General features: G+C 70.4%; 24 protein-coding genes, 1 rRNA gene and 1 pseudogene. 14 read left to right on the top strand and 12 right to left on the bottom strand.

Annotation, left to right across the window (positions count from 1 at the left end; genetic code table 11):
- Positions 1 to 58: ribosomal RNA gene (locus tag ACZ6YG_RS33455) — 16S ribosomal RNA — on the bottom strand; the annotation flags it as partial.
- Between the two features lie 304 nt (positions 59 to 362).
- Between ACZ6YG_RS33455 and ACZ6YG_RS33460 the strand changes: the two genes are divergently transcribed.
- Positions 363 to 2414: a S9 family peptidase gene (locus ACZ6YG_RS33460; protein WP_466020214.1), complete on the top strand. Its 2052-nt coding sequence runs from the start codon at positions 363 to 365 to the stop codon at positions 2412 to 2414.
- Positions 2411 to 3409, top strand: coding sequence for an L-glyceraldehyde 3-phosphate reductase (gene mgrA, locus ACZ6YG_RS33465; protein ID WP_148035156.1), 999 nt, complete (start codon positions 2411 to 2413; stop codon positions 3407 to 3409). Before ACZ6YG_RS33460 ends, mgrA begins: the two co-directional genes overlap by 4 nt.
- Here the strand turns inward: mgrA and ACZ6YG_RS33470 are convergent.
- Complete coding sequence (locus ACZ6YG_RS33470) at positions 3378 to 5810, bottom strand: lysylphosphatidylglycerol synthase transmembrane domain-containing protein (RefSeq protein WP_261808920.1); 2433 nt, start codon at positions 5808 to 5810, stop codon at positions 3378 to 3380. The two genes, mgrA and ACZ6YG_RS33470, sit on opposite strands and share 32 nt — an antisense overlap.
- A gap of 117 nt (positions 5811 to 5927) precedes the next feature.
- On the opposite strand from ACZ6YG_RS33470, the gene ACZ6YG_RS33475 reads away from it, so the two are divergent.
- Positions 5928 to 7940: a molybdopterin-containing oxidoreductase family protein gene (locus tag ACZ6YG_RS33475; RefSeq protein WP_466020215.1), complete on the top strand. Its 2013-nt coding sequence runs from the start codon at positions 5928 to 5930 to the stop codon at positions 7938 to 7940.
- On the opposite strand, the gene ACZ6YG_RS33480 is transcribed toward ACZ6YG_RS33475, so the two are convergent.
- On the bottom strand, positions 7918 to 8589 hold the full coding sequence (locus ACZ6YG_RS33480; protein WP_466020216.1) for an alpha/beta hydrolase: 672 nt from the start codon (positions 8587 to 8589) through the stop codon (positions 7918 to 7920). The genes ACZ6YG_RS33475 and ACZ6YG_RS33480 overlap by 23 nt on opposite strands.
- 162 nt (positions 8590 to 8751) lie before the next feature.
- Here ACZ6YG_RS33480 and ACZ6YG_RS33485 point away from each other — a divergent pair, with 162 nt between their 5' ends.
- Positions 8752 to 9294 (top strand): PadR family transcriptional regulator, encoded by a 543-nt coding sequence (locus ACZ6YG_RS33485; protein ID WP_148035159.1) that lies wholly within the window; start codon positions 8752 to 8754, stop codon positions 9292 to 9294.
- On the opposite strand, the gene ACZ6YG_RS33490 is transcribed toward ACZ6YG_RS33485, so the two are convergent.
- Positions 9273 to 9671, bottom strand: coding sequence for a GNAT family N-acetyltransferase (locus ACZ6YG_RS33490; protein ID WP_261809097.1), 399 nt, complete (start codon positions 9669 to 9671; stop codon positions 9273 to 9275). The two genes, ACZ6YG_RS33485 and ACZ6YG_RS33490, sit on opposite strands and share 22 nt — an antisense overlap.
- 117 nt (positions 9672 to 9788) lie before the next feature.
- Positions 9789 to 10202 (bottom strand): annotated as a pseudogene (locus tag ACZ6YG_RS33495) (GNAT family N-acetyltransferase); the annotation flags it as partial.
- A 79-nt stretch (positions 10203 to 10281) separates the two neighbouring features.
- Here ACZ6YG_RS33495 and ACZ6YG_RS33500 point away from each other — a divergent pair.
- Positions 10282 to 10728 carry a hypothetical protein gene (locus ACZ6YG_RS33500; RefSeq protein ID WP_187281476.1) on the top strand — a complete coding sequence of 149 codons (447 nt, stop codon included), beginning with the start codon at positions 10282 to 10284 and terminating at the stop codon, positions 10726 to 10728.
- A 4-nt stretch (positions 10729 to 10732) separates the two neighbouring features.
- Here the strand turns inward: ACZ6YG_RS33500 and ACZ6YG_RS33505 are convergent, their stop codons facing one another.
- Entirely contained in the window at positions 10733 to 11110 is a 378-nt protein-coding gene (locus tag ACZ6YG_RS33505) for a VOC family protein (RefSeq protein WP_148035161.1), read from the bottom strand.
- 33 nt (positions 11111 to 11143) lie between these two features.
- Positions 11144 to 11950 carry a class I SAM-dependent methyltransferase gene (locus tag ACZ6YG_RS33510; RefSeq protein WP_271275699.1) on the bottom strand — a complete coding sequence of 269 codons (807 nt, stop codon included), beginning with the start codon at positions 11948 to 11950 and terminating at the stop codon, positions 11144 to 11146.
- Positions 11951 to 12053: 103 nt separating this feature from the next.
- Between ACZ6YG_RS33510 and ACZ6YG_RS33515 the strand changes: the two genes are divergently transcribed.
- Together ACZ6YG_RS33515 and ACZ6YG_RS33520 are read left to right on the top strand one after the other, a co-directional pair.
- Complete coding sequence (locus ACZ6YG_RS33515) at positions 12054 to 13859, top strand: acyl-CoA dehydrogenase (RefSeq protein WP_466020217.1); 1806 nt, start codon at positions 12054 to 12056, stop codon at positions 13857 to 13859.
- 128 nt (positions 13860 to 13987) lie between these two features.
- Positions 13988 to 14212: a hypothetical protein gene (locus ACZ6YG_RS33520; RefSeq protein WP_148035164.1), complete on the top strand. Its 225-nt coding sequence runs from the start codon at positions 13988 to 13990 to the stop codon at positions 14210 to 14212.
- Here ACZ6YG_RS33520 and ACZ6YG_RS33525 read toward each other — a convergent pair.
- On the bottom strand, positions 14209 to 14502 hold the full coding sequence (locus tag ACZ6YG_RS33525; protein ID WP_148035165.1) for a Dabb family protein: 294 nt from the start codon (positions 14500 to 14502) through the stop codon (positions 14209 to 14211). The two genes, ACZ6YG_RS33520 and ACZ6YG_RS33525, sit on opposite strands and share 4 nt — an antisense overlap.
- A gap of 80 nt (positions 14503 to 14582) precedes the next feature.
- On the opposite strand from ACZ6YG_RS33525, the gene ACZ6YG_RS33530 reads away from it, so the two are divergent.
- The gene (locus ACZ6YG_RS33530) at positions 14583 to 15305 is read left to right on the top strand and encodes an NUDIX hydrolase (RefSeq protein WP_466020218.1); all 723 of its coding nucleotides are present in this window, start codon (positions 14583 to 14585) and stop codon (positions 15303 to 15305) included.
- 6 nt (positions 15306 to 15311) lie between these two features.
- Here the strand turns inward: ACZ6YG_RS33530 and ACZ6YG_RS33535 are convergent, their stop codons facing one another.
- Genes ACZ6YG_RS33535 through pdhA form a run of 3 tightly spaced genes read right to left on the bottom strand, consistent with a single transcriptional unit; the run spans position 15312 to position 18769 of the window.
- The gene (locus tag ACZ6YG_RS33535) at positions 15312 to 16685 is read right to left on the bottom strand and encodes a dihydrolipoamide acetyltransferase family protein (protein ID WP_466020219.1); all 1374 of its coding nucleotides are present in this window, start codon (positions 16683 to 16685) and stop codon (positions 15312 to 15314) included.
- A gap of 15 nt (positions 16686 to 16700) precedes the next feature.
- Positions 16701 to 17681 (bottom strand): alpha-ketoacid dehydrogenase subunit beta, encoded by a 981-nt coding sequence (locus tag ACZ6YG_RS33540; RefSeq protein WP_148035168.1) that lies wholly within the window; start codon positions 17679 to 17681, stop codon positions 16701 to 16703.
- Positions 17678 to 18769: a pyruvate dehydrogenase (acetyl-transferring) E1 component subunit alpha gene (gene pdhA, locus ACZ6YG_RS33545; protein WP_148035169.1), complete on the bottom strand. Its 1092-nt coding sequence runs from the start codon at positions 18767 to 18769 to the stop codon at positions 17678 to 17680. The genes ACZ6YG_RS33540 and pdhA overlap by 4 nt, the downstream gene beginning before the upstream one ends.
- A 228-nt stretch (positions 18770 to 18997) precedes the next feature.
- Here pdhA and purS point away from each other — a divergent pair, with 228 nt between their 5' ends.
- From purS to ACZ6YG_RS33565, 4 genes are all read left to right on the top strand, one after another.
- Complete coding sequence (purS, locus tag ACZ6YG_RS33550; RefSeq protein WP_219546690.1) at positions 18998 to 19243, top strand: phosphoribosylformylglycinamidine synthase subunit PurS; 246 nt, start codon at positions 18998 to 19000, stop codon at positions 19241 to 19243.
- Between the two features lie 216 nt (positions 19244 to 19459).
- Positions 19460 to 19846: an ATP-binding protein gene (locus ACZ6YG_RS33555; RefSeq protein ID WP_219546758.1), complete on the top strand. Its 387-nt coding sequence runs from the start codon at positions 19460 to 19462 to the stop codon at positions 19844 to 19846.
- Between the two features lie 13 nt (positions 19847 to 19859).
- A complete protein-coding gene (locus ACZ6YG_RS33560; RefSeq protein ID WP_466020220.1) occupies positions 19860 to 20204 on the top strand; it encodes a hypothetical protein in 345 nt (114 codons plus the stop codon).
- Between the two features lie 108 nt (positions 20205 to 20312).
- Positions 20313 to 21305, top strand: coding sequence for a DUF418 domain-containing protein (locus ACZ6YG_RS33565; RefSeq protein ID WP_466020221.1), 993 nt, complete (start codon positions 20313 to 20315; stop codon positions 21303 to 21305).
- On the opposite strand, the gene ACZ6YG_RS33570 is transcribed toward ACZ6YG_RS33565, so the two are convergent.
- Positions 21297 to 21533, bottom strand: coding sequence for a hypothetical protein (locus ACZ6YG_RS33570; RefSeq protein ID WP_466020222.1), 237 nt, complete (start codon positions 21531 to 21533; stop codon positions 21297 to 21299). The two genes, ACZ6YG_RS33565 and ACZ6YG_RS33570, sit on opposite strands and share 9 nt — an antisense overlap.
- Before the next feature lie 544 nt (positions 21534 to 22077).
- Here ACZ6YG_RS33570 and purQ point away from each other — a divergent pair.
- Both purQ and purL read left to right on the top strand, forming a co-directional pair.
- On the top strand, positions 22078 to 22761 hold the full coding sequence (gene purQ, locus ACZ6YG_RS33575; protein WP_466020223.1) for a phosphoribosylformylglycinamidine synthase subunit PurQ: 684 nt from the start codon (positions 22078 to 22080) through the stop codon (positions 22759 to 22761).
- Complete coding sequence (gene purL / locus ACZ6YG_RS33580) at positions 22758 to 25010, top strand: phosphoribosylformylglycinamidine synthase subunit PurL (protein ID WP_466020224.1); 2253 nt, start codon at positions 22758 to 22760, stop codon at positions 25008 to 25010. Before purQ ends, purL begins: the two co-directional genes overlap by 4 nt.
- Positions 25011 to 25046: the final 36 nt, after the last annotated feature.

The following is a 25046-nucleotide window of genomic DNA, read 5'->3' on the forward strand; positions in this document are numbered from 1 at the left end:
GCATGTGTTAAGCACGCCGCCAGCGTTCGTCCTGAGCCAGGATCAAACTCTCCATAAAATGAATTTGAATCCCAACCAAAAAGGAATCCGTCACATGAAAAAACATGACGGGGTTGTGCATCATGCACTGGCTTTTAACACACTGTTGAGTTCTCAAGAAACGGACGCTTGCGGGCGTTTCGCTTCGTCTTTATCTTCGCACCCCCTCGAATCCGTGTCAAATTGACTCGAATCCTTTAAAGGTGGAGGAATGTCGCCGGACGCGCCGACTCCATAAGATTAGCAGCGCCTCCGAGTGCTCACGCCGCGTTCACCCGCCACGTAGGCCACGAATCGATCACGGCCGACCATAGACTCCCCACGTGAGCAGCTACACGCCGCCCGTGGCGAAGAAGATCCCGGCTGAACGCGTCCATCACGGCGACACCGTGATCGACGAGTACGCGTGGCTGGCCGGCAAAGACGACCCCGACACGATCTCCTACCTGGAGGCGGAGAACGCCTACCTGGAGCAGGAGACCTCTCATCTGACGGAGCTGCGCGAGCGAATATTCCAGGAGATCAAGGGCCGCACCCAGGAGACCGACCTGTCGGTGCCCAGCCGCAAGGGCGCGTGGTGGTACTTCACCCGCACCGAGGAGGGCAAGCAGTACGCCGTGTCGTGCCGCGTGCCCGCCGACAGCGAGACGCCTCCGGACATCACCGTCGGCGAGCGCCTGGACCACGAGCAGACCCTCCTCGACGGCAACGAGCTGGCCGGCGACAGCCCGTTCTTGTCCATGGGCACCAGCGCCGTCTCCCCCGACGGCACGATGCTCGCCTACTCGACCGACTTCACCGGCGACGAGCGGTTCACGCTCCGCTTCAAGGACCTGCGGACCGGTGAGCTGCTGCCCGACGAGATCGAGGGCATCTTCTACGGCGGCGCCTGGTCGGCCGACGGCTCGACGTTCTTCTACACCCGCGTCGACGACGCCTGGCGGCCGTTCCAGGTCTACCGCCACACCTTGGGCACCGGCGAGGACACCCTCGTCTACCAGGAGGACGACGAGCGGTTCTGGGTCGGCATCGCGCTGACGCGCAGCGAGCGCTACCTCGTGCTCGGCGCGGGCAGCAAGATCACCAGTGAGGTGCGCCTCCTCGACGCGGCGACGCCGTCCGGCGAGTTCCAGCTCGTGCGGCCCAGGAAGACCGGCGTCGAGTACGGCGTCGACCACGCGGGCGGCTTCTTCTACGTGCTGCACAACGAGAACGCGCGCGACTTCGAGCTGGCCACCGCGCCGCTCGACGACCCCGGCGAGTGGACCCCGCTGGTCCCGCACCGCGACGACACCCGCCTGCTGGAGATCGACGCGTTCGCCGGGCACGCCGTGCTGCACTTCCGCCGTGACGGGCTGACCGGGCTCCGCGTGCTGCCGCACAACGGCGAGCCCCCGTACGAGATCGAGTTTCCCGAGCCGCTGTACGACGTCGGGCCGGCCGGCAACCCCGAGTTCGTGACGAACCGGCTCAGGCTGGCCTACACCAGCATGGTGACCCCCGCCAGCGTCTACGACTACGACCTGGCCACCCGCGAGCTGATCCTGTTGAAGCGGCGGCCGGTGCTGGGCGGTTACGACCCGGACGACTACGAGCAGTTCCGTGACTGGGCGACGGCCGAGGACGGCACCGAGGTGCCGGTCTCGATCGTCAAGCGCAAGGACAGCACGCTCCCGGCGCCGACGGTGCTCTACGGGTACGGCAGCTATGAGACGTCCATCGACCCGGCGTTCTCGGTGCCCAGGCTGTCACTGCTCGACCGGGGGTTCGTGTTCGCGGTCGCGCACGTGCGCGGCGGCGGTGAGATGGGCCGCCGCTGGTACGAGGACGGCAAGCTCACCAGGAAGCGGAACACGTTCACCGACTTCGTGGCCGTGGCCCGGCACGTCAAGCAGGCCGGGTGGAGCTCGAAGGTGATCGCGCGCGGCGGGTCGGCGGGCGGGCTGCTCATGGGCGCGGCGGTGAACCTGGCGCCGGAGGAGTTCGCGGGCGTGGTGGCCGAGGTGCCGTTCGTGGACGCGCTCAACACCATCCTGGATCCGTCGTTGCCGCTCACCGTGATCGAGTGGGACGAGTGGGGCGATCCGCTGCACGATCCGGAGGTGTACGCCTATATGAAGGGGTACACGCCGTACGAGAACGTCGACGGCAGGACGTACCCGCCTATCCTCGCGATCACCAGCCTGAACGACACGCGGGTGCTGTACCACGAGCCGGCCAAGTGGATCGCGCGGCTGCGTGAGACGGCCGCGGGCGGGCCGTTCCTGCTCAAGACGGAGATGGGCGCCGGCCACGGCGGGCGCAGCGGGCGCTACGACGCCTGGCGGGAGGAGGCGTTCGCGCTCTCCTGGATAGTGGAGAGGGGCACGGCATGACCTATCTGGCCGATCCGGGGCGCTACGAGCGGCAGCCGTACAACCGGAGCGGGCGCAGCGGGCTCAGGCTGCCGGCGGTGTCGCTGGGGCTCTGGCACAACTTCGGCGACGACCGCCCGTTGTCGAACTCGCGGGCGATCCTGCGCCGCGCGTTCGACCTGGGCGTCACGCACTTCGACCTGGCCAACAACTACGGGGTGCCGTACGGGTCGGCGGAGCGGAACTTCGGCGCGATCTTCCGGCGGGACTTCAGGCCGTACCGGGACGAGCTGATCATCTCGACCAAGGCCGGCTACGACATGTGGCCCGGCCCGTACGGCGAGTGGGGGTCGCGCAAGTACCTGCTGGCCAGCCTGGACCAGTCGCTGGAGCGGATGGGCCTGGAGTACGTCGACATCTTCTACAGCCACCGGCCGGATCCCGACACGCCGCTGGAGGAGACGATGGGGGCGCTGGACCGGGCGGTGCGCTCGGGCAAGGCGCTGTACGCGGGCATCTCCAACTATCCGGCGGAGCGGACGGCGCAGGCCGCGAGGATCATGCGGGAGCTGGGCACGCCGCTGCTCATCCACCAGCCGTCCTACTCGATGATCAACCGATGGATCGAGGACGGGCTGCTGGACGTGCTGGAGGAGGCGGGCATGGGGTGCATCGTGTACTCGCCGCTGGCGCAGGGCCTGCTGACCGACCGCTATCTGCAGGGCGTGCCGGCGGACTCGCGGGCGGCCACCAGCCGGTTCCTCAGCCCCGACCGGATCGACGCGGAGCTGGCCCGCTCGCTGAACGAGCTGGCCGGGGAGCGGGGCCAGACGCTGGCCCAGATGGCGCTGTCGTGGACGCTCAGGGACCCGCGGGTGACGAGCGTGCTGATCGGCGCGAGCAGCGTGCGTCAGCTGGAGGACAACGTGGCGTGCGTGGAGGGCCCGGTGTTCACGGAGGACGAGCTGAAGGCGATCGACGCGATCACAGCGCCTCGTGCCGCTGAAGGTAGGTGAACGCCGCCCAGCCGGGGAGCACCGGCAGCCAGAACGTGAGCAGCCGGTAGAGCAGCACGGCCGAGGTCGCCAGTTCCGCGGGCACCCCGGCCACGGTCAGGCCCGCCGTGAGCGACAGCTCGACCGCGCCCAGGCCACCAGGCGTGGGCGCGGCCGAGCCGATGGCGTTGGCCGTGAGGTAGACGACCGCCACGGTGGTGAAGCCGATCTCCCAGTTGAAGGCGTGCACGCACGCGTACAGGCAGAGCACGAACGTGAGCGTGATCATGAGGGTGCCGATCGAGCCCTCGATCAGCTTGCGCGGCGACTGGAGCACGTCCAGCAGCCGGGGCAGCACGTTGGAGAACAGCCGCTTCATCCGCCGGGTCACCAGGCGGCGCAGCGGCGGCACCCCCAGCAGCACCACGACCAGCAGGGCGACCGCCAGCAGCGCCACGACCAGGCCGCGTGACGGGGTGAAGGTGCTGGCGGTGTTGGAGCCGGTGATGTAGGCGAACAGCAGCAGCAGCCCGATGTGGAAGGCCAGCATGACGAGCTGCGAGGCGCCCACGCTGGCCACCGCGAGGGCCGGCGCGATCCCGCGCTTCTGCAGGTAGCGGGTGTTGATGGCGACGCCGCCGACGGCGGCGGGCGCGACGAGCTTCACGAACGAGGCCGCGAACTGCACGAGCGTGGTCCGCCACAGCGGCAGGGAGTAGGGCACGAAGCCCCTGAGCATGACCGCGGCGGCCACGAAGCTGACGAACGAGGCGACCAGTGCCAGCACCGACCAGGCCCAGTTGGCCTGGACGACCACCTGCACCAGGTTGACCTGGCTGAGCTGGGAGAGCAGGAAGTAGGCGGCGAGCGTGCTGGCGATGATGGTGACCAGGGTGCGCGGCCGGAATCTCTCCAGCCGCATCTCCTCGACCTTGACCTCGGGTTCGAGTGCGACGATCTGCTCGCGGATGACGCCGAGGAGGTTCTTGTCCTTGGCCAGGGCCGAGCGGGTCTCGCGGGTCAGCGCGATGCGCTGGAGCAGCGGCATGGCCGCGGCGAGCGACTCCGTGCCCATGACCGCGTTCGCCGCGCGCACCGACCGCTCGGCGCCGACGCGCAGCGACAGGTAGACCAGGAGCTGGGCGATGTCGAGCCGGAGCAGCAGGTCACCGGCGGCGATCTCGCCGCTGCGGGCGTCGGTGAGCACGACCCGGCCGGCCTTGTCGAGGTGGATGCCCTCGCCGGTGAGCCGCCGGTGGGCGAGGCGCTGGATCTGCAGCAGGGACACCTGCTCCCAGATCTGGTGGAGGATGTCGTCGTCGATCTCCTCGGTGGGCACCTCGTCGAGCGGGCGGGTGTCGATGTGCTCGTAGGCGAGCAGCGCCGCTTCGGTGCCGATCTCGCTGGTGCCGAGCAGCCTGGGCGTGCTGGCTCCCGCCGCCTGCGCGGCGTACGCCATCAGGGCCTCCCGTTCGAGCTCGGCGCGGAGCGAGCGGATGGCTCTTCGCCTGGTCTCGGTGCTGAGCCGGAAGCGCCGCCACAGCCGGTACGGCAGGCCCGCCACCTGGCGGTCGCGGTCGAGCACGGTGACGTCGATCCGGGCGCCGTCGGCGAGCCCGACGGAGTAGCGGCGGCTGCCCTGGTGGTCGTCCTCGATGCGGCGGGCCGACACCGGCGCGAACGACAGCTTGCGCAGGGCCGCCACCACCGCGTTCCCCGGCGGCCTGGTGTTGGGGCTGCCGATCCCGTACAGGGTGGCGTAGCCGATGGCCATGCCGACCAGGACGGTGACGATGGCGCCCGGCAGGGTGATCTGCCTGCCGGAGTAGAGGGCGAGGATGTAGAGCGCGATCACCGTCCACATGAGCGCGCGCCAGGTCGGCCGGCGGGAGACGCGCACCGCGGTGGTGTAGGCGAGGACGGACGTGAGCAGCGTGTTGAGCGGCTCGATGCTGCGGCCGCCGGTGAGCAGCTGGCTGAGGTCGTCGGCGTTGCCCGCGAGGAGCCACTGGCCCGTCAGGAACGCGCCGACCATGCCGATGATGGCGGCGATCAGCCCTTCGGCGACGCGCAGGCCGTCGCGGTGGAAGACGCGCTCCACGGCGAAGGCGACGGGCACGATGAGCACCGCGGCGCCGCCGATGAACGTGGCGATCCGGCTGAGCAGCGGGACGAGGGTGGTGCCCTCCGTGACGTCCCGTTCCAGTCCGTACAGGGTCTGCTTGGCGACGAGGGCCAGCAGGATCACGGCGCCGAGCGCGGCCAGGGTGGCCAGCAGGCGCAGCAGGTCGGAGGGGCGGCGCAGGCGCTGCGGCAGGAGCGGCTCGACGACGTACACGTCAGGCTCGGCGCGCGCTCCGGCGGCGGACGGGCTCCTCTCGGGAGATCCCTCCGCGTCCTCGTGTTCATTGATTTCGGCCACCGACAGCGATTCTGCACCTTCCTCGCGGGACCGTACGTTCTTGCGGCCTTAGTGTCCCGAATCGTCACCTGGGATCGGGCATCGGGTACCCGACCTCTTGCCCGTAGTCTGTCTCTTATGCCAGGTGAATTGAGGGTTCTGGGGGCCTGTCCGCTCGATTGTCCTGACACCTGCTCCTGGGTGGTCACCGTGCGTGACGGCCAGGCCGTCTCGATGCGCGGCAATCCCGATCATCCTTACACCCGCGGCGCGCTGTGCGTGAAGGTCAACCGTTATCTGGAACACTCCAGGGCTGCCGACCGCATCCTTTACCCGATGCGACGGGTCGGGCCCAAGGGGTCGGGCCGGTTCGAGCGCATCAGCTGGGACGAGGCGCTGGAGGAGATCTCCGTACGGCTGCGCGGCATCGTCGAGGAGCACGGCGGCCAGGCGATCTGGCCCTACCTCGGCACCGGGTCGCTCGGTTACCTCCAGGGCTGCGAGGGCGTGGCGGGGCGGCGATTCTGGAACATGCTGGGCGCGTCCCGTCACTGGCTGAACATCTGCTCGACCGCCGGCAACTCCGGGCTGACGCTGACCAATGGCACCCCCGGCGGCATGGACCCGGAGAACTTCGCGCAGGCGAAGCTGATCCTGCTGTGGGGCACGAACCCGCTCACCAGCGGCCACCACCTGTGGAAGTTCATCCAGGACGCGCGCGCGGACGGCGCCCACGTCGTGGCCATCGACCCGATCCGCACCCGCACGGCCGACCAGGCGGACGAGCACCTGGCGATCCGGCCCGGCACGGACGCGGCGCTCGCGCTCGGCCTGCTCAACGTGGTGCTGGCCGAGGGCGCCCAGGACGAGGAGTTCCTGGCCGCGCACACCGAGGGCTGGGAGAGCTTCCGGGAGGAGATCCTGGAGTATCCGGTCGAGCGGGTGGCGGAGATCACCGGCATCCCGGCCGAGGCGGTCCACAGGCTGGGGACGAGGCTGGCGCGCACCCGCCCCACCGCCATCCGCGCCACCATGGGCATCCAGCGGCACGCGGGCGGCGGCACCGCCCTGCGCACGATCGCCGCGATCCCCGGCGTGACCGGCGACTGGCGCCACCCCGGCGGCGGGGTGGCCTACTCGACCAGCGGCCACGCGCACCTCTCCATCGACACCCGCGACGACCTGCTGCCCGGCCCGGTGCGCACGCTCACCATGACCCGGCTGGGCTCGGAGCTGGCCAAGCCGGACTCGGTCAAGTGCCTGTGGGTGTACGCGGCCAACCCGGCGGGCTCGACCTCCGACGGCAACGCGGTGCGGGCGGGCCTGGCCCGCGAGGACCTGTTCACGGTGGTGGTGGAGCAGTTCCCGACCGACACCGTCGACTACGCCGACATCGTGCTGCCCGCCACCATGCAGACCGAGCACTTCGACCTGCACGCCGGCTACGGCCACCTCTACCTGCTGTGGAACGAGCCCGCGGCGTCCCCGCCCGGCGAGTGCCTGTCCACCACCGAGACGTTCCGGCGGCTGGCCGCGCACATGGGGATGACCGAGCCGTCGCTGTTCGACTCGGACCTGGAGCTGGCCGAGGACCTGCTGTCGAGCGGCCATCCGTCGCTGGAGGGCATCACGGTCGACCGGCTGCGCAAGGAGGGCTGGGTGCGGATGAACTACCCCGAGCCCTTCACCCCGTTCGCCGAGGGCTTCCCGACCAGGTCCGGCCGGATGCGCTTCCCGCCGCGCGGCAAGGCGTACGTGCCGTCGCGGTCCTCCCGGACCGACGGCGGGCTGGTGCTGATCACCCCGGCGCCGCACACCTTCCTGAACACCACGTTCGCGAACAACCCGGAGCTGCTGCGGCGGGCCAAGGACCCGGTGGTGCTGGTGCATCCGGCCGACGCGGCGGCCCGCGGGCTGTCGGACGGGCAGCGGGTACGGGTGCGCAACGCCTTCGGCGAGTTTCTGGCCGACGTGGAGGTCAGCGACCGGGTGGCGCCCGGCGTGGTGGCCTCGCCCAAGGGGCGCTGGCCCAAGCTCAGCCCCGGCGGCGCGAACGCGAACGCGGTGGTCGAGGAGCGCGACGCCGACCTGGGCAGGGGCGCGGTCTACCACGACAACCGGGTGGAGCTCATCCCCTGTGCCGGTCCATGAACGCGACGATCCGGTCGATGACCTCGCCGCCGTAGGAGCCGCGGAACAGCTCTGAGGCGTGCACGCTCTCGCCCTGGATGACATGGATCTGCCGGTCGGGGGCGCGGGTGGCGGCGTCATGGGCCGCCTGGAGGTCGTCGGCGCCGCCGTAGCCGTCGTTCTCGGTGCCGATCTGGAGCAACGGCACGGTGAGCTCGGCCGCGTCCTCGGCGTCGATGGCGCCGGACAGGGCGATCACCCCGGCCGCGCGCTCGCCGAACTTCGTCGCGGCGGGGACGGCGGTGGTGGCGCCGATGGAGCCGCCGGCGAAGAACACCCGCTCGGCGCCCTTCTTGGCCAGCCTGCGTGCCATGGCCAGCGCGGTGTCCTCGGGGCTGGCGTCGAACTTCCTGGCGTAGAGCAGCACGCGGTAGCCGGCGGCGACCAGCCGGTCGGAGAGCGGGCGCCAGGTGCACACGTTGCCGTTGTTCTCGTAGGAGATGACCACGCCGATCTCGCCGTCGCCCGTGATGACGCCCGGCAGGCCGTCCCCGTACGTGAAGATCTCGCCATCGTCGCGGGTGTAGCAGCCGCTCACGTTCGGCCCCTTGGCCTTGGTCTTCGTGGGCGTGGGGGTGGGCGCGGGCGTGGTGGGCGTCGGAGTGGCCACGGGCGGACTCGGCGCCGGCTGTGCGGCCCGGTCCGTGCCCCCGCAAGCGGTCAACGCCAAGACGAGTAACACCGAGCCCGCGATCACCCGCATGGCCGCCCCTCTCCATCGGAAACTATGTCAGTTCTGACATAGTCTCCGGCACAATACCCTGGACGGACCATGACCTCAACGCTGGGATTCGCGATCCTCGCCGTGCTGGCCCGCGGCGAGCGCACCGGGTACGACATCGCCGCGTCCATGCGCAGGCCGCTGTCGTACTTCTGGACGGCAGGCCACAGCCAGATCCACACCGAGCTGCAGAAGCTGCTGGCCGAAGGGCTGGTGTCTTACGAGACGGAGGCCGGGCCGGGGCCGCAGGACAAGAAGATCTACCGCCTGACCGGCGAGGGCACCGCCGCGCTGCGCGGGTGGATCACCGATCCGCCGCGCGAGCGGCCCGAGCGTGACGAGCTGGTGCTCAAGACGTACGCCGCCGCGCTCGCCGACCCGGCGGCGCTGCGCCGGCTCTTCGCGGACCAGCTCGCCAAGCACGAGGCGCGGCTGGCCGAGTACGAGCGCGAGGAGGAGGCCATCGGTGGGCCGCCCGGGTTCGGCGACCCGCGCTGGGGCAACTACGCGGCACTGCGCTGCGGACTCGGGTACGAGCGCCACCGGGCCGAGTGGTGCAGGTGGATGCTCGATCAGCTCAGCGAGAGCTTGTAGCCCTCGTGGGAGGCGGTGAAGCCGAGCGCGTCATAGAAGCGGTGCGCGCCGTCGCGTGACTTGTCGGAGGTGAGCTGCACCATCGCGCAGCCGCGGGCGCGGGCCCGGTCGATCCCCCACTGGATCATCTTCCGGCCCAGCCCCTGCCCCCGGGTCGAGGCGGCCACGCGCACGGCCTCGATCTGGCAGCGCTCGGCGCCCAGCCGCGACAGCCCGGCCAGGTAGGTCAGCTGCATGGTCCCGACCACCTTCCCGTCGCGCTCGGCCACGATCAGCTCGTCCCACGGGTCCGCGTCGATGCGTTCGAAGGCGGCCAGGTAGCGCGGGTCGCCGGGGTCGCCCTCGCGCTCGGCCCCCAGCGGGTCGTCGGCCAGCATGGCCACGATCGCGGGCACGTCGTCCGCACGGGCCGTCCGGAAGAGCAGTGACAGGACATAGTGGGATTCGGGGATGTCGGGGTTGGACGGCAGGCCCATGGCCTTCCCGCTGGGCGTGAACCCCTTGCCCGCGTAGAGCGCCCTGGCGGCGGTGTTGTGGTCGACGCACCACAGCTCGACCTCGTCCAGGCCCTCCTCCCGGGCCCGCCCGATCGCCGCGTCCACCAGCCGCGAGCCGACGCCGCGGCCCCTGGCCTCCGGCGCGACCCACATGGACAGCAGGTGCGCCCGGCCCTCCTCGACCCGCACGCAGACCAGCCCCACGTCGCCGCCCTCCGCGACGGCCACCCGCCACCACGACCCGGACAGCCGCTCCCGCCACGTATCGGGTGTGAACCCGCTCTCCCTCTCGTAGGACGACCCGAAGGCGTCGGGCGCGTCCCGCAGCGCCCGCAACCGGACCGCCTTCAACCGCTCCCACTCGTCCGCGCCGAACCGCTCGATCACGACTTCGCTCATGGCCCGCATCATGCCAACACCCTCGTACCAGGGTCGAAATCAGGGTGCATCCCCGATGTGGGCAAGGGACGCCGAAAGGCACGCTGAGGACATGAACGAAATCACCCGACGCGATGAAGTCTCCCTGTCCGGTGCGGCGCTGCGCGGTGCCCCGTGGAAGGCCGCCGCCGTCGGCGGCGGCGCGATCGCCGCGGCGAGCTTCGGCACCGGCCTCATGACCGGCGGCGGTGACCTGTCGTGGGCGCTGGGCCTGGGCATCGCCCTGTTCGCGCTCATCGCCTCCATCGGCGCGGTGACCAAGCCGAACGAGGGCGACCGCGTGACCCGCCAGGCACGCCAGTGGGGGCTGAACCATCCGTGGAAGTTCGCGCTGATGCCCGCCGGCATGGCCGCGGTGCTCGACTATCCGGTGCAGCTCGTCTTCGACGACGCGCACTGGCTCGGCGGGCTCTTCGACGCCGGGTGGCACGGCCTGCTCGTGTACGTCATCGCGGGCATCCTGACGACGACACTCAAGGGACGCGCCCTGACGCGATGACCTCTCACGCCTCGCGCTCGGCCTGGCTCCGGCACACGCAGAACTCGTTGCCCTCCGGGTCGAGCATGGTGACCCAGCCCTTGCCGTCCTCGGTGCGGTGGTCCTCGTACACGGTCGCGCCGAGCCCGAGCAGCCGCTCGACCTCCTGCTCTCGGGTGCTGCCCGCGGTGGCGCTGACGTCGAGGTGGAGCCGGTTCTTGACCTGCTTGCCCTCCGGGACGCGGATGAAGAGCAGGAACGGGTAGCGGCCGGTCTCCAGCATCACCTCGTCGTCACCCGGGACGTCGCCCTCGCCGAGCGGGAGCCCGAGGGCCTCACCCCACCACGAGGCGAGTTTGTACGGGTCGGCACAGTCGACGCTCACGCACTGAAGCTCGATCATGTCGTCCACCCAATCGCGGCACCGGCGACCGCGTCAAACCGGTCGGTCCCACCAGACGGTGACCCAGCGGTCGCGGGGCAGCGGCCACATGCCGAGCTCCAGCGCCGTCCGCCCGACCTCCTCGGCCCTGGCCGGCTCCAGGCAGATGCGGTGGCAGGCGCTCGCCGCCAGCTCCTCCAGCGAGTCGAAGCGCTCCAGCGGGGATTCGCGCTCCTCGACGTGCACGTCGAAGCCGAGCGCGGCCGCCAGCGCCACACAGTCTTCCGCGATGGGCCGCACCGGGCGGACGATGCCGTGGAAGTGTTCCCACAGCGGCGAGATCCAGCTCATCGGGTGACGGTTCGGCAGCTCCAGCACCACCCGGCCGCGGGTCCGCTCGTCCAGCGCCCGCAGGAAGCGGTCGAGGTCGGGCACGTTGTAGACCACGTGGGCGGCCACCGTCACGTCGACCTCGGGCACCCGCCCGGCCACGTCGGGCCAGCGGCCCTCGACGGTGGTGGCGGGCACGCCCAGCTTGTCGGCGCGGGCCGCCAGCTCCTCCAGCATCTCGCCCGAGGTGTCGACCGCGTACAGGTGACCGATCCGCTCGTGCAGCGGCAGGGACGCGGCTCCAGGGCCGGATCCGACGTCCAGCAGCGTGCCCCCGGCGGGCAGCGCCTCCGACATCCGGGTCAGCGTGGGGCCGTCGTCGCGCTCGGCGAGCGCCCTGTCGGTGCGGCTGGTGAAGCGCGCCAGCGGATAGGACCAGGGATCGGCCGGCGCGGCAGCCAGGATCTCCTCCGGAATGGCCCAGGATCCCAGGCGCTCTCGCCACAGCGCGGCGAGTTCATCGGCGTCCATGGAGTCGAGCATGCCATGCATATCTCTGGTTACCCGCGGGTAGCATTCCTAGTAAGGTTACTGGCCAGTAGAGAAACGCACCGGTTCAAGGAGAGCTGCACCCATGGGCCACTACAAGAGCAACCTTCGTGACCTCGAATTCAACCTCTTCGAGGTCTTCGGGCGCCGCGAGATCCTCGGCAGCGGTCCCTATGCGGAGATCGACGAGGACGTCGCGCGCAGCATCCTGGACGAGGTCAACCGGCTGTCCACCACCGTGCTGGCCGACTCGTTCGAGGAGGGCGACCGCCACCCGCCCGTGTTCGACCCCGCGACCGGCTCGGTGACGTTGCCCGAAGGCTTCAAGAAGTCGTACAAGGCGTTGATCGACGGCGGCTGGGCGCACCTCGACCTGCCCCCGCACCTGGGCGGCCCCGGCATCCCGCGCAGCCTCGCCTGGGCGACGGCCGAACTGGTGCTCGGCGCGAACCCCGCGCTCTACATGTACGCGGCCGGCCCCAGCTTCTCCTACACCCTGTGGAAGGTGGGCACCCCCGAGCAGAAGCGCTTCGCCGAGCTGGCCATCGAGCGCAACTGGGGCGCCACCATGGTGCTCACCGAGCCCGACGCGGGCTCCGACGTCGGCGCGGGCCGCGCCAAGGCGGTACGGCAGGACGACGGCACCTGGCACGTCGAGGGCGTCAAGCGCTTCATCACCAGCGCCGAGCAGGACATGACGGAGAACATCTTCCACCTGGTCCTGGCCAGGCCCGAGGGCCACGGCCCCGGCACCAAGGGCCTGTCGATGTTCCTGGTGCCGAAGTACCACGTCGACCTGGAGACCGGCGAGCTCGGCGAGCGCAACGGCGTGTACGTGACCAACGTCGAGCACAAGATGGGCCTGAAGGTCTCCACGACCTGCGAGCTCACCTTCGGCGAGAAGCACCCGGCGATCGGCTGGCTGGTCGGCGAGGTGCACGAGGGCATCAAGCAGATGTTCATGGTCATCGAGCACGCCCGCATGATGGTCGGCACCAAGGCCATCGCCACCCTGTCCACCGGTTACCTCAACGCCCTGGAGTTCGCCAGGTCGCGGGTGCAGGGCGCCGACCTGACCAGGCAGGCCGACAAGACCGCGCCCCGGGTCACCATCACCCACCACCCGGACGTGCGCCGCGAGCTCATGCTGCAGAAGTCCTACGCCGAGGGCATGCGGGCGCTCGTGCTCTACACGGCCACCTTCCAGGACGCCGTCCAGATCGACCCGGACGACCGGCACGCGCACGAGATGAACGACCTGCTGCTGCCCCTGGTCAAGGGGGTCGGCTCGGAGCGCTCGTACGAGCTGCTGTCGCGCTCGCTGCAGACCCTGGGCGGCTCGGGCTACCTGCAGGACTACCCGATCGAGCAGTACATCAGGGACGCCAAGATCGACTCCCTGTACGAGGGCACGACCGCGATCCAGGGCCTGGACCTGTTCTTCCGCAAGATCCTGCGCAACCAGGGCTCGGCCATCGGCAAGCTGCTGACCGAGATCAACGAGTTCGCCGCCTCCGAGGCCGGCAACGGCCGGCTCAAGGAGGAGCGCAAGCTGCTCGCCGAGGCCGCGGCCGAGGTCAAGGTCATGGGCGACACCATGGCGGGCTGGGCGCTCGGCTCGATGGAGAAGCCCCAGGAGGTCTACAAGGTCGGCCTGAACAGCACGCGGTTCCTGCTGGCGCTGGGCGACCTGGTGATCGGCTGGCTGCTGCTGCGCCAGGCCGAGGTGGCCCTGGCCAAGCTGGCCGACGGCGAGGACCCGTTCTACCAGGGCAAGGTCGCCGCCGCCGGGTTCTTCGCGGAGACGGTGCTGCCGCGCCTGTCCGCCGAGCGCCGCGTGCTCGCCGGCACCGGCCTGGAGCTCATGGAGCTTCCGGAGGAGGCTTTCTAAAGGTTCTCCAGCCCAGGACGCCCGTTCCGGACACGGAGCGGGCGTCCCGCGTTTCCAGGCGAGGTAGTGATCGCCCATACTCGGGTATGACCGTGGGCGTACGCACTGTTTGCCGTCTGGAGGTCGTGATGGGTGTCGGGGTCAGCATCTTCTTCCTCACGCTCGGCGCCATCCTGAGGTTCGCGATCGAGCCCGACGTGTTCGGCGACAGCGTCCACATGGACGTCATCGGTCTCATTTTCATGATCGTGGGCGGGGTCGGCGTCGTGCTGAGCATCGTGCTGGCGCCCAGGCGCGGCCAGACCTCGGAGGGCCGGCTGATGCACCGGGAGAACCACCCGCCGGAGATCTAACAGCCGAACTGCACGGCGGCCCGGGTCGCCAGGATGGGCTTGATGTGCTCCGCGATCACCGCCTGGTGGCGCGGGTGGTCGCGGTAGGCGCGGTAGTCGTCCTCGCTGTCGAAGTCGGCGACGACGGCGAAGTCGTGGTTGCCGGGGTTGATGCCGGCGTCGGGGCCCAGCAGGTAGGAGCGGATCTCGGGGATCTGGCCGGGGAGCTCGCGCAGCTCGGCCGCGACCGCGGCCTTCTGCTCCTCGGTTGCCTCCGGTGACCAGGTGAACAGCACCACGTGACGAATCATGGGCGAACCCTATCGACAACGATCGACCGCCTGATTATTCTCACTCCGAGATTTACTCGTACTGAGAAAGACGATGGTGCATGGAAGACTCTCTCACCTTCCGGCTGCACGCGCCGGTCGCGGTGACCGTCGACGTGGTGGCGCTGACCATCCGCGACCGGCGGCTGCACGTGCTCATCGTCGAGCGCGACGCCGAGCCGTACGCGGGATCCTGGGCGCTGCCGGGCGGGTTCCTCGGGCCCGGCGAGGACCTGGCGGAGGCGGCGACGCGGGAGCTGGCCGAGGAGCGCGGGCTCGGCACCCGGCCCGCCCACATCGAGCAGCTCGGCAGCTACGGCGACCCGGCGCGTGACCCCCGCATGCGGGTCGTGTCCGTGTCGTACCTCGCCTTCGCCCCCGACCTGCCCGACCCCCGGGCCGGGGCCGACGCGGCGACGGCCGGCTGGCACGCCGTCGACGACCTGCCCCCGCTGGCGTTCGACCACGCGCGGATCGTGGCCGACGGGGTCGAACGGGCCCGCGCCAAGCTGGAGTACACGCCGCTGGCCACGGCGTTCGCGGGCGCCACGTTCACCGTCTCCGAGCTGCGGCTGATCTACGAGACCGTGTGGGGGACGCGGCTGCACGCGGGCAACTTCCACCGCAAGGTCCTCTCGGTGCCGGGCTTCGTCGAGGGCACCGGCGAGACCACCGAGACCGGCGGCACGCGCGGCGGCCCCCGGGCCAGGCTCTACCGGGCCGGCGACGCCCGCCTCCTCCACCCGCCGCTGCTCAGACCGGCGAGGGAGGAGGCGATCCGATGACGGGTGTCAGCTCCAGGCCAGCATGTGGAGGGGGTCCTCCAGCATGGCGCCGACGTCGCGCAGGAACAGGGAGCCCAGCTCGCCGTCGACGACCCGGTGGTCGAAGGAGAGGGCCAGCGTCGTCACCTTGCGCACCGCCAGCTCGCCGTCGACCACCCACGGCATGTCCCGCACCTGGCCGAAGGCGAGGATGGCGCTCTCGCCCGGGTTCAGGATCGGGGTGCCGGTGTCGACGCCGAACACGCCCACGTTGGTGATCGTGATCGTGCCGCCGGCCATCTCCGCCGGTTGGGTGCGGCCCTCCCGCGCCGTCTCCGCCAGCTCGTTGAGCGCGCGGGCCAGGGCGGGGAGCGGGAGCCGGTGGGCGTTCTTGATGTTCGGCACCAGCAGGCCGCGCGGGGTGGCGGCGGCGATGCCCAGGTTCACGTAGCGCTTGACCACGATCTCCTGGCTCGCCTCGTCCCACACCGAGTTGATCATCGGGTGGCGGGCGGCCGCGACCAGGACGGCCTTGGCCACCAGGAGCAGCGGCGAGACCCTGACCTCGGCGAAGTCGGGCATCGCGCGCAGGCGGCGGACGGCGGTCATCGTCTCCGTCACGTCGACCTGGAGGAACTCGGTGACGTGCGGAGCGGTGAAGGCGCTGCCGACCATGGCCTGGGCGGTCATCTTCCGCACGCCCTTGACGGGGACGCGCTCCTCGTCCGGGGTCTCCGCGGGGGTCACCTGGGCGACGGCCGCGTGCACGTCCTCGCGGGTGATGGTCCCCTGGGGGCCGGTGCCGGTGAGGGTGGTGAGGTCCACCCCCAGGTCCTTGGCCAGCTTCCGGACGGGTGGCTTGGCCAGCACGCTCACCCGGCCCGGCGCCGCAGGCGCGGCTTCCTCGGCCTCGGCGGTTTCGCCCGCGCCCGGGGTGGCGGTCCTGGCGGGGTTGGCCACGGGAGGGGCCGGGATCGTGGCGGGGGTGGGCGTCTTGCGGGGACGGCGTCGGGTGGTGCCGGTCTTGACGCCGTAACCGACGAGGACCGCCTGGCGCTCCTCCTTGGGCGCGGGGCTGCCATGGGCGCCGGGTTCGACCGCGCCCTCCTCGGGCGGGCTGGGGACGAGATCCTCCGCCAGCCTCTCCTGGGTGCCGGCTTCCTCCAGGGTGTCGACCGCGATGACGGGGACGCCGACGTCCACCGTCTGGCCCTCCTCCGCCATCAGGGCCGCCACCACGCCGTCCCACGGGATGGGCAGCTCGACGATGGACTTGGCCGTCTCGATCTCGACGACTATCTGGTTGACCTTGACCTCGTCGCCCGGCTGGACGCGCCAGCGGACGATCTCCGCCTCCGTCAGCCCTTCGCCGACGTCGGGGAGCCTGAACTCGCGTCTCATCTGCACAACCCCCTGTCAGTACGCGAAGGCGCGGTCGACGGCGTCGAGCACCCGGTCCAGGTCGGGAAGGTAGTGCTCCTCCAGCTTGGACGGCGGGTAGGGGGTGGAGAAGCCGCCGGCCCGCAGCACCGGGGACTCCAGGTGGTAGAAGCACCGCTCGGTGATCCTGGCGGCGAGCTCGGCGCCGAACCCGTTGTTGACCGGCGCCTCGTGCACCACGACCGCCCGCCCGGTCTTCCGTACGGAATCCATCACCAGCGGCTGGTCGAGCGGGTTGAGCGAGCGCAGGTCGATCACCTCAAGGGAGCGGCCCTCCTCCTCGGCGGCCTGGGCGGCCTCCAGGCAGGTCTTGACCATCGGCCCGTGGGTCAGCAGGGTGAGGTCGGTGCCGGGGCGCACCACCAGGCCCTTGTCCATGGGGGTCCACCAGCCGGTGTCGGCGGTGTCGACGTCGGCCTTCTCCCAGTAGCGCCGCTTGGGCTCGAAGAAGATCACCGGGTCGTCGGAGCGGATCGCCTGCTGGATCATCGAGTAGGCGTCGGCGGGGTTGGAGCAGGCCACCACGCGCAGCCCGGCGGTGTGCGTGAAGTACGCCTCGGGAGACTCGCTGTGGTGCTCGACGGCGCCGATGCCGCCCCCGCACGGGATCCGTACGACCACCGGGAGCTTGATCGCGCCGAGCGAGCGCATCGGCATCTTGGCCAGCTGGGTGATGATCTGGTCGGCGGCCGGGAACACGAACCCGTCGAACTGGATCTCGCACACCGGCCGGTAGCCGCGCAGCGCCAGCCCGATCGCGGTGCCGATGATGCCGGACTCGGCCAGCGGCGTGTCGATCACGCGGTCCTCGCCGAAGTCCTTCTGCAACCCGTCGGTCACCCGGAACACGCCGCCGAGCTTGCCGACGTCCTCGCCCATGATGAGGACCTTGGGGTCGTCCTCCATGGCCTTGCGCATGCCCTCGTTGAGCGCCTTGGACAGGCTCATCACCGTCATCGCTCGAACCCCTCCAGGTAGGCGGCGAACTGGGCGCGTTCCTCGTCGATCAGGGCGTGCGGCTCGGCGTACACGTGCTCGAAGATGGCCGTCGGCTCGGGGTCGGGCAGGGCCAGGCAGCGCCGGCGCAGGTCGGCGCCGAGCTGGTCGGCCTCCGCCTCGACGGCGTCGAGGAACTCCTGGTCGGCCAGCTCGTTCTTGAACAGGTAGGCCTTGACGCGCTCGATCGGGTCCTTGAGCTTCCACGCCTCCAGCTCGCTGGCCACGCGGTAGCGGGTGGGGTCGTCGGTGGTGGTGTGGGCGCCCATCCGGTACGTGAACGCCTCGATGAGCATGGGCCCCTGGCCCTCGCGGGCGTTCTTGAGCGCCTGGCGGGTGACGGCGAGGCAGGCGAAGACGTCGTTGCCGTCGACCCGGACGCCGGGGAAGCCGAACCCGGACGCCCTGCGGTAGAGCGGGATGCGGGTCTGCTTCTCCAGCGGCTCGGAGATGGCCCACTGGTTGTTCTGGCAGAAGAACACGATCGGCGCGTTGAACACGCTGGCCCAGATGAACGACTCGTTCACGTCGCCCTGCGAGGTGGCGCCGTCGCCGAAGTAGACGATCGTCGCGGCGTCGGCGTCGTCGCGCTGGATGCCCATGGCGTAGCCGACGGCGTGCAGCGTCTGGCTGCCGATGACGATCGTGTAGAGGTGGAAGTTGTGCTCCTTCGGGTCCCACCCGCCGTGGTTGACGCCGCGGAACAGGCCCAGGAGCTTGACCGGGTCGACGTCGCGGCACCACGCCACGCCGTGCTCGCGGTAGGTGGGGAAGGCCATGTCGGCGTCGGTCAGCGCCCGGCCGGAGCCGATCTGCGCGGCCTCCTGGCCGAGCAGCGAGGCCCAGATGCCGAGCTCGCCCTGGCGCTGCAGGGCGACGGCCTCCAGGTCGACGCGCCTCACGAGGACGAGGTCGCGGTAGAGGGACCTGACCTCTTCCGGTGTCAGGTCGATGTCGTAGTCGGGGTGCTGGACCCGCTCGCCCTCGGGGGTGAGTAGCTGGACGAGCTCCGGGGGTGCTTCGGCACCACGAGAGGCGTCGATGGTCACGTGCCACTCCTGTGCAATCGGGACCGGTGTCGATGGGTTTTCCACCTCTGACCGGCCTTTGGGTGCGTCGGACCGTGTGATGGTGGTTCGTACGCGCTTGAGGCCATGGTGGCAGACGTCACAGTCCTTCGCGCAAGCCCCATGCCCTCCCCGTTCCCCACGTTCTGGCGGCGAACACACGCCGGTAGGCTGTGGTTTGCCAACCCCGCCGTACCCAGGAGGAACGCAGTGGCGCGCGTGATCGTTGACGTGATGCTGAAGCCCGAGATCCTCGACCCGCAGGGCCAGGCGGTCGCCCGAGCGCTGCCCCGGCTGGGCTTCTCCGGTGTGTCGGCCGTGCGCCAGGGCAAGCGCTTCGAGCTGGAGCTCGACGGCCCCGCCGACGAGGCGGCCATTGCGGACGTCCGAAAGATGGCCGAGACTCTTCTCGCCAACACCGTGATCGAGGACTTCACGGTCAGAGTGGAAGAGTAGGACAGCACATTTCACATAGGGCCTGACGTGGCTAAAGCCGCATTCCGGCGTACCACAATGCCACGGGCATGCCAACAGTAAATAACAACCGCGTGATTTTGCGGTTAGCCCCGATTTCACGGGGAAACCTACTCCAGGTGACATTCCGGAGCCCGGAGGAGTCCGGTGGACATTGAGTTCTCGTTGGCACTGCCACGGGATGCGATCGGCATCCCGATGGTCAGGCGAGTGCTTGGCGATGCGATGCGTTCGCTGCACGTGAGTGAGTCGTGCATCGCCGACATGCTGCTCGCTGTCTCCGAGGCATGCTCCAACGCGGTGCGCCACGGCGGCCCCGCCAACCGCTACGAGGTCTCCGCGTCGATCGGCTACGGCCGCTGCGACGTGCGCGTGGCCGACAACGGCGGCGGCCTGCCGTCGATGCCGCTCCGCTTCCCGCCCCCCGACACCGAGAACGGCCGCGGCCTGCTCATCATGCGCTCGGTGGTCGACGAGATCTCCTTCGGCATCACGCCGGGCCGGGGCACGACGGTCCACCTGCGCAAGCAGCTCGCCTGGGAGAACGAAGAGCCCGCCCGCTCCCGCGAGCTCGCCGCGGTCTGATCATCATCACCGCGTGAAAAAGCTGCTCGCCTGCGTCGCGCTGTTATCGCTGACGTCCTGCGGGCACGGCGACGACCGACACGTCGTACGATCCCTCACCGCGATGGAGCGCGTGGCCCGGACGACCGGTCCTGACGATGCGGTCCGGCCGCGGAAGGTCGGGGAGACCGAGTTCCAGGCCATCTTCCGGAAGGGTGACCGGGTCTATTTCCAGGTGGGCGAGCACGGGCCCGGAGTGGACCCGTACGGCTACGTGTGGAGTCCTGACCAGGCGCCCGTGGACGACTCCAACCCGTCGGTCGCCTCGTCCTTCGAGCACCTGCGGGGCCACTGGTACCGCTGGAGCGACAGCTACTGACAGCGCCCGGCGTCTCGCGCCGAACCGGCCGAAAGTATGATCACAAACGCCGTGAATCCTGCTTCCGGCCGGTGTCGTCCTCTCGGTGGCCCTGCAGGATGAGGCCCCATGCCAAGCGCAGAACTCCCCCCAGAACGCCTTCCCGGCCACCCACTCACGCCCGCCGCGCCCGCGTCCGGGCGGCCCCGCATCATCGCGCTCGACGTGCTCCGCGGGTTCACCCTCTGCGAGATCCTGCTCGCCAACATCCAGCTGATGGCCACCGGCGGCACCGCCGTCGTGACCCAGCCGCTGGGCGACTGGGACCCCTGGCTCGGGCTGCCGATCTTCTCCCTGCTGTTCGGCATCGGGTTCTCGTTGCTGCTGGACTCCGCCGCCGACCGCGCCGACCGCCCGTGGCTGGTCCTCCTGCGCCGGCTCGCGGCGCTGCTCGCGATCGGCCTGCTGCACATGCTGCTGTGGCCGGGCGAGATCCTGACCAAGTACGCCGTCGTCGGCCTGCTGGTGCTGCTGCCTTCTTCCTGGCTGCCCCGGTGGGCCGTGGCGGGCCTCGCCGCCGTGTTCATCCCCGCGGCGCTGGTCGCCGGGGGCGGGCCCCTGCTGATCGCCGGGCTGTTCCTGCTGGGCTCGGCGCTGGTCCGGTACGGGGTGATCGAGCACATCGAGCGGTCCACCCTGTGGCCGCTCCTCCTGGGGCTGGTCTTCGCGGCGGGGGCGGCCGCCGCACTGTGGACGAGGCCCGGGGCGGGTCCGTCCTTCGCGACCGGCCTGGCCGATCTGCTGGTCGCCGGCGTGGTCGTGTGCGCCCTCCTGGTCCTGCTCAGAACACCGCTGCGACCTGTGCTGCGGGTCCTCTTCGCGCCGCTGGGCAAGATGGCCCTGACCAACTACCTGACCGCCACGGTCCTCGTCCTGGCCGCCGCCCACCTCCTCGGCCTGCCGATCGGCGAGTCCTCGCAGGTGGCGTTCCTCACCGCGGGAGCCGTCCTGGCGGCCCAGTGGCTCTTCTCCGCCCTCTGGCTGCGCCGCTACCGCCAAGGGCCTCTGGAGTGGCTCTGGCGCTGGGCCACGTGGGCTGAGCGCCCGCCCGGCTCACGCTGACTGGACGGCTTCTCCGGCCTGCTGCAGCCTGGGGAAGCGGGTCTGGCTGGCCAGCAGATGGCCCACGCCGACGATGGCCACCACGGGCCATTCCACGACTCCCAGCGCCCCCATGGAGACGAGGACCACGTAGAAGGCGAGGTGCGGGCCCTCCGGCACGGTGATCGTGCCGAGCATGGGCAGGGTGAACTGCTTGGGGTGCTCGTCCTCAGCGGGCTTGACGACCATGATGCCCCTCCTTCGATGGACGCCTCCCCCTTCGGCTGCCCCCCGCCAGACCCGCTAACCCGCAGCAGCAGAAAGCTCCGTTCAACCCCCGGTTTCCTGAGCGACCGCCTCTTGCGGTCAGGGATCGACGACCGGGACTGGCCGGACGTCGGCGAATGATGTCCTTGAGATCGCGATGTACGAGCGAGTCCACGTCCACCGAGGAGCCCCGCCTGACCTGGCTCTGCACGCGTTGGGCGGGAAACGTCCGCAGAGCAATATCAGGATCGTCCCCCGCTTCATGTCAGAAACGTCCATGATCAACTGCTGTTTTCGTCCGCTCGCGCGTTCGACGCCGGGTCCCGGATCTCCTGATGCCTATGGCCGCTTGTGGGGCGTCGGGCGGTAGCCCTCTGGAAGGGCGTCCGAGCGGAGCGAGGGCCTAGGGTGGGCGTACGAAGGGCGGAGGTTGATGAGGAGCATCGGGGCGCACCAGATAGCCTGAGGTGACCGCCGCCTGCCACGGAGATGGCGGCTGCGCAACTCCTCGGAGGGGACGACAGTCATGAGCGCTGCCCGCGTGGGCGTAGTGACGTTTCCAGGCACACTCGACGACCAGGATGCCGCCAAGGCCGTGCGCCTCGTGGGCGGGGAGCCGGTGCCGCTGTGGCACGCCGACCGGGATCTCAAGGGGGTCGACGCGGTCTTCCTGCCGGGCGGGTTCTCCTATGGCGACTATCTCCGGTGCGGGGCCATCTCCCGGTTCGCGCCGCTGATGGAGGAGATCGTGTCCGCAGCGCGGGCGGGGCTGCCGGTGCTGGGCACCTGCAACGGGTTCCAGATCCTGTGCGAGGCCCATCTGCTGCCGGGCGCGCTGACGCGTAACGCCTCGCTCCACTATGTCTGCCGCGACCAGCGGGTGCGAATCGAGACGGCCGACACGGCGTGGACGAACGCGTACGCGGCCGGTCAGGAGATCACGCTGCCGGTCAAGCACGGCGAGGGCCGTTACGTGGCCGACCCGGAGACGCTGGCCGAGCTGGAGGCCACCGGGCGGGTCGTGGTCCGTTACGTGGGCGGCAACCCCAACGGCTCGCTCAACGACATCGCCGGGGTGCGCAACGAGGCGGGCAACATCGTCGGCCTGATGCCGCATCCCGAGCACGCGGTCGAGGAGCTGGTCGGCGCGCCGGGCACCGACGGCCTCGGCTTCTTCACCTCCATTCTCAAGAAGCTGGTGGACGCATGAGCACCGACTCCGTCAAGCGTGCGGAGGTCACCCCCGACGAGCCGATGCCCTTCGCCGAGCTGGGCATGAAGCAGGACGAGTACGACCGGGTCCGCGAGATCCTGGGCCGCCGCCCGACCGGCTCCGAGCTGGCCATCTACAGCGTCATGTGGTCCGAGCACTGCTCGTACAAGTCGTCGAAGGTGCATCTCAAGCAGTTCGCCACCAAGGCCCCGCATTCCGACGCCCTGCTGGTGGGCATGGGCGAGAACGCGGGCGTGGTCGACATCGGCGACGGCTGGGCCGCCACGTTCAAGATCGAGTCGCACAACCATCCCTCGTACGTCGAGCCGCACCAGGGTGCGGCCACCGGCGTCGGCGGGATCGTCCGCGACATCATGTCGATGGGCGCCCGCCCGATCGCGGTGATGGACTCCCTGCGGTTCGGCGGCGCCGACCAGGCCGACACCCGCCGGGTGCTGCCCGGCGTGGTGGAGGGCATCAGCCACTACGGCAACTGCCTCGGCCTGCCCAACATCGGCGGCGAGGTCGTCTTCGACCCGTGCTACATCGGCAACCCGCTGGTCAACGCGCTCTGCGTGGGCCTGCTGCGCAAGGACCAGATCAAGCTGGCGACCGCGCCGGGGCCGGGCAACAAGGTGGTGCTGTTCGGCGCCTCGACGGGCCCCGACGGCATCGGCGGCGCGAGCGTGCTGGCCAGCGCGACGTTCGAGGACGAGTCCGAGGCCAAGCGGCCGGCCGTCCAGGTGGGCGACCCGTTCATGGAGAAGCTGCTCATCGAGTGCTGCCTGGAGCTGTACGCGGCCGACGTGGTCGTCGGCATCCAGGACCTCGGCGCGGCCGGCGTGTCCTGCGCGACCACGGAGCTGGCCGCCAAGGGCACCGGCGGCATGGACGTCGACCTCAACCTGGTCCCGCTCCGCGATCCCTCCCTGCGCCCGGAGGAGATCCTGATGAGCGAGTCGCAGGAGCGGATGATGGCCGTCGTCCGGCCCTCCGACATCCCGGCGTTCATGGCGATCTGCGAGAAGTGGGACGTCCCCGCCACCGTGATCGGCGAGGTGACCGACACCGGCCGGCTCGTGATGACCTGGAACGGCGAGGTCATCGTCGACATCCCGCCGGGCACCGCGGCCGACGACGGCCCGGTCTACGAGCGCCCCTACCACGAGCCGTCGGGGCAGGCGGCGCTCAACGCCGACACCCCCGACCGGCTGGAGCGCCCGTCCGACCTGCGCGCGACGCTGCTGCGGCTGCTCGGCTCGCCCAACCTGGCGTCGAAGGAGTGGGTGACCGGCCAGTACGACCGGTACGTACGCTCCAACACGGTCCTCGCCCAGCCCGCGGACGCGGGGATGCTGCGTGTGGCGGAGGACATCGAGGGGGCCGAGCCGACCACCCGCGGCATCGCGCTGTCGACCGACGGCAACGGCCGCTACGCCAAGCTCGACCCGTACGCGGGGGCGCAGCTCGCGCTGGCCGAGGCGTACCGCAACGTGGCCGTCACCGGCGCCAGGCCGCTGGCCGTCACCAACTGCCTCAACTTCGGCTCGCCGGAGGACCCCGAGGTGATGTGGCAGTTCGCCGAAGCGGTGCGCGGCCTGGCCGACGCCTGCCGGATCCTGGGCGTGCCGGTGACCGGCGGCAACGTGTCCTTCTACAACCAGACCGGGTCGACGGCGATCAATCCGACCCCGGTGGTCGGCGTGCTCGGCGTGATCAACGACGTGGCCAGGCGGGTGCCGACCGGGTTCACCGGCGAGGGTCTGCGGGTGGCGCTGCTGGGTGAGACGCGGGCCGAGTTCGGCGGCTCGGAGTGGGCGCACGTCGAGCACGGCCACCTGGGCGGCCTGCCGCCCGAGGCGGACCTGGAGGCCGAGCAGGGGCTGGGCCGGGTGCTGGTGACGGCGGCCGCGCGGGGCCTGCTGGAGGGGTCACACGACCTGTCCGACGGCGGCCTGGCCATCGCGCTGGCGGAGTCCTGCATGGCGCGCGGCGTGGGCGCCCGGGTGACGCTCACCGGCGACCCGTTCACCGAGCTGTTCAGCGAGTCGGCGGCCAGGGCTCTGGTCGTGGTGCGGCCGGAGGCGTTCGACGACCTGGCCAAGCTCTGCGCCGAGCACGACGTGCCGTGCTACGGGCTGGGCGTCACCGGCGGGACGTCGCTGGTGGTCGAGGGCGTGCTGGAGGTGCCGGTCGAGGAGCTGCGGGAGACGCACGCGGCCACGCTGCCGGCGCTCTTCGGCTGAGACCGGACGCGAGAAAGGGCCGGTACGCGCCCCGTA

It is taken from the genome of Nonomuraea sp. NPDC054003 (genome assembly GCF_055585125.1).

Bases quoted from the DNA above. Each gene is read 5' to 3' on its own strand.
- purL (WP_466020224.1), top strand. From the start codon at position 22,758: ATGAGCACCGACTCCGTCAAGCGTGCGGAGGTCACCCCCGACGAGCCG.
- ACZ6YG_RS33530 (WP_466020218.1), top strand. From the start codon at position 14,583: ATGGAAGACTCTCTCACCTTCCGGCTGCACGCGCCGGTCGCGGTGACC.
- ACZ6YG_RS33565 (WP_466020221.1), top strand. From the start codon at position 20,313: ATGCCAAGCGCAGAACTCCCCCCAGAACGCCTTCCCGGCCACCCACTC.
- ACZ6YG_RS33515 (WP_466020217.1), top strand. From the start codon at position 12,054: ATGGGCCACTACAAGAGCAACCTTCGTGACCTCGAATTCAACCTCTTC.
- ACZ6YG_RS33535 (WP_466020219.1), bottom strand. From the start codon at position 16,685: ATGAGACGCGAGTTCAGGCTCCCCGACGTCGGCGAAGGGCTGACGGAG.
- ACZ6YG_RS33485 (WP_148035159.1), top strand. From the start codon at position 8,752: ATGACCTCAACGCTGGGATTCGCGATCCTCGCCGTGCTGGCCCGCGGC.
- ACZ6YG_RS33490 (WP_261809097.1), bottom strand. From the start codon at position 9,671: ATGCTGGCCGACGACCCGCTGGGGGCCGAGCGCGAGGGCGACCCCGGC.
- ACZ6YG_RS33510 (WP_271275699.1), bottom strand. From the start codon at position 11,950: ATGGACGCCGATGAACTCGCCGCGCTGTGGCGAGAGCGCCTGGGATCC.
- ACZ6YG_RS33570 (WP_466020222.1), bottom strand. From the start codon at position 21,533: ATGGTCGTCAAGCCCGCTGAGGACGAGCACCCCAAGCAGTTCACCCTG.
- ACZ6YG_RS33525 (WP_148035165.1), bottom strand. From the start codon at position 14,502: ATGATTCGTCACGTGGTGCTGTTCACCTGGTCACCGGAGGCAACCGAG.
- ACZ6YG_RS33540 (WP_148035168.1), bottom strand. From the start codon at position 17,681: ATGACGGTGATGAGCCTGTCCAAGGCGCTCAACGAGGGCATGCGCAAG.
- ACZ6YG_RS33475 (WP_466020215.1), top strand. From the start codon at position 5,928: ATGCCAGGTGAATTGAGGGTTCTGGGGGCCTGTCCGCTCGATTGTCCT.
- ACZ6YG_RS33505 (WP_148035161.1), bottom strand. From the start codon at position 11,110: ATGATCGAGCTTCAGTGCGTGAGCGTCGACTGTGCCGACCCGTACAAA.
- purQ (WP_466020223.1), top strand. From the start codon at position 22,078: ATGAGCGCTGCCCGCGTGGGCGTAGTGACGTTTCCAGGCACACTCGAC.
- mgrA (WP_148035156.1), top strand. From the start codon at position 2,411: ATGACCTATCTGGCCGATCCGGGGCGCTACGAGCGGCAGCCGTACAAC.
- ACZ6YG_RS33500 (WP_187281476.1), top strand. From the start codon at position 10,282: ATGAACGAAATCACCCGACGCGATGAAGTCTCCCTGTCCGGTGCGGCG.
- ACZ6YG_RS33520 (WP_148035164.1), top strand. From the start codon at position 13,988: ATGGGTGTCGGGGTCAGCATCTTCTTCCTCACGCTCGGCGCCATCCTG.
- ACZ6YG_RS33555 (WP_219546758.1), top strand. From the start codon at position 19,460: ATGGTCAGGCGAGTGCTTGGCGATGCGATGCGTTCGCTGCACGTGAGT.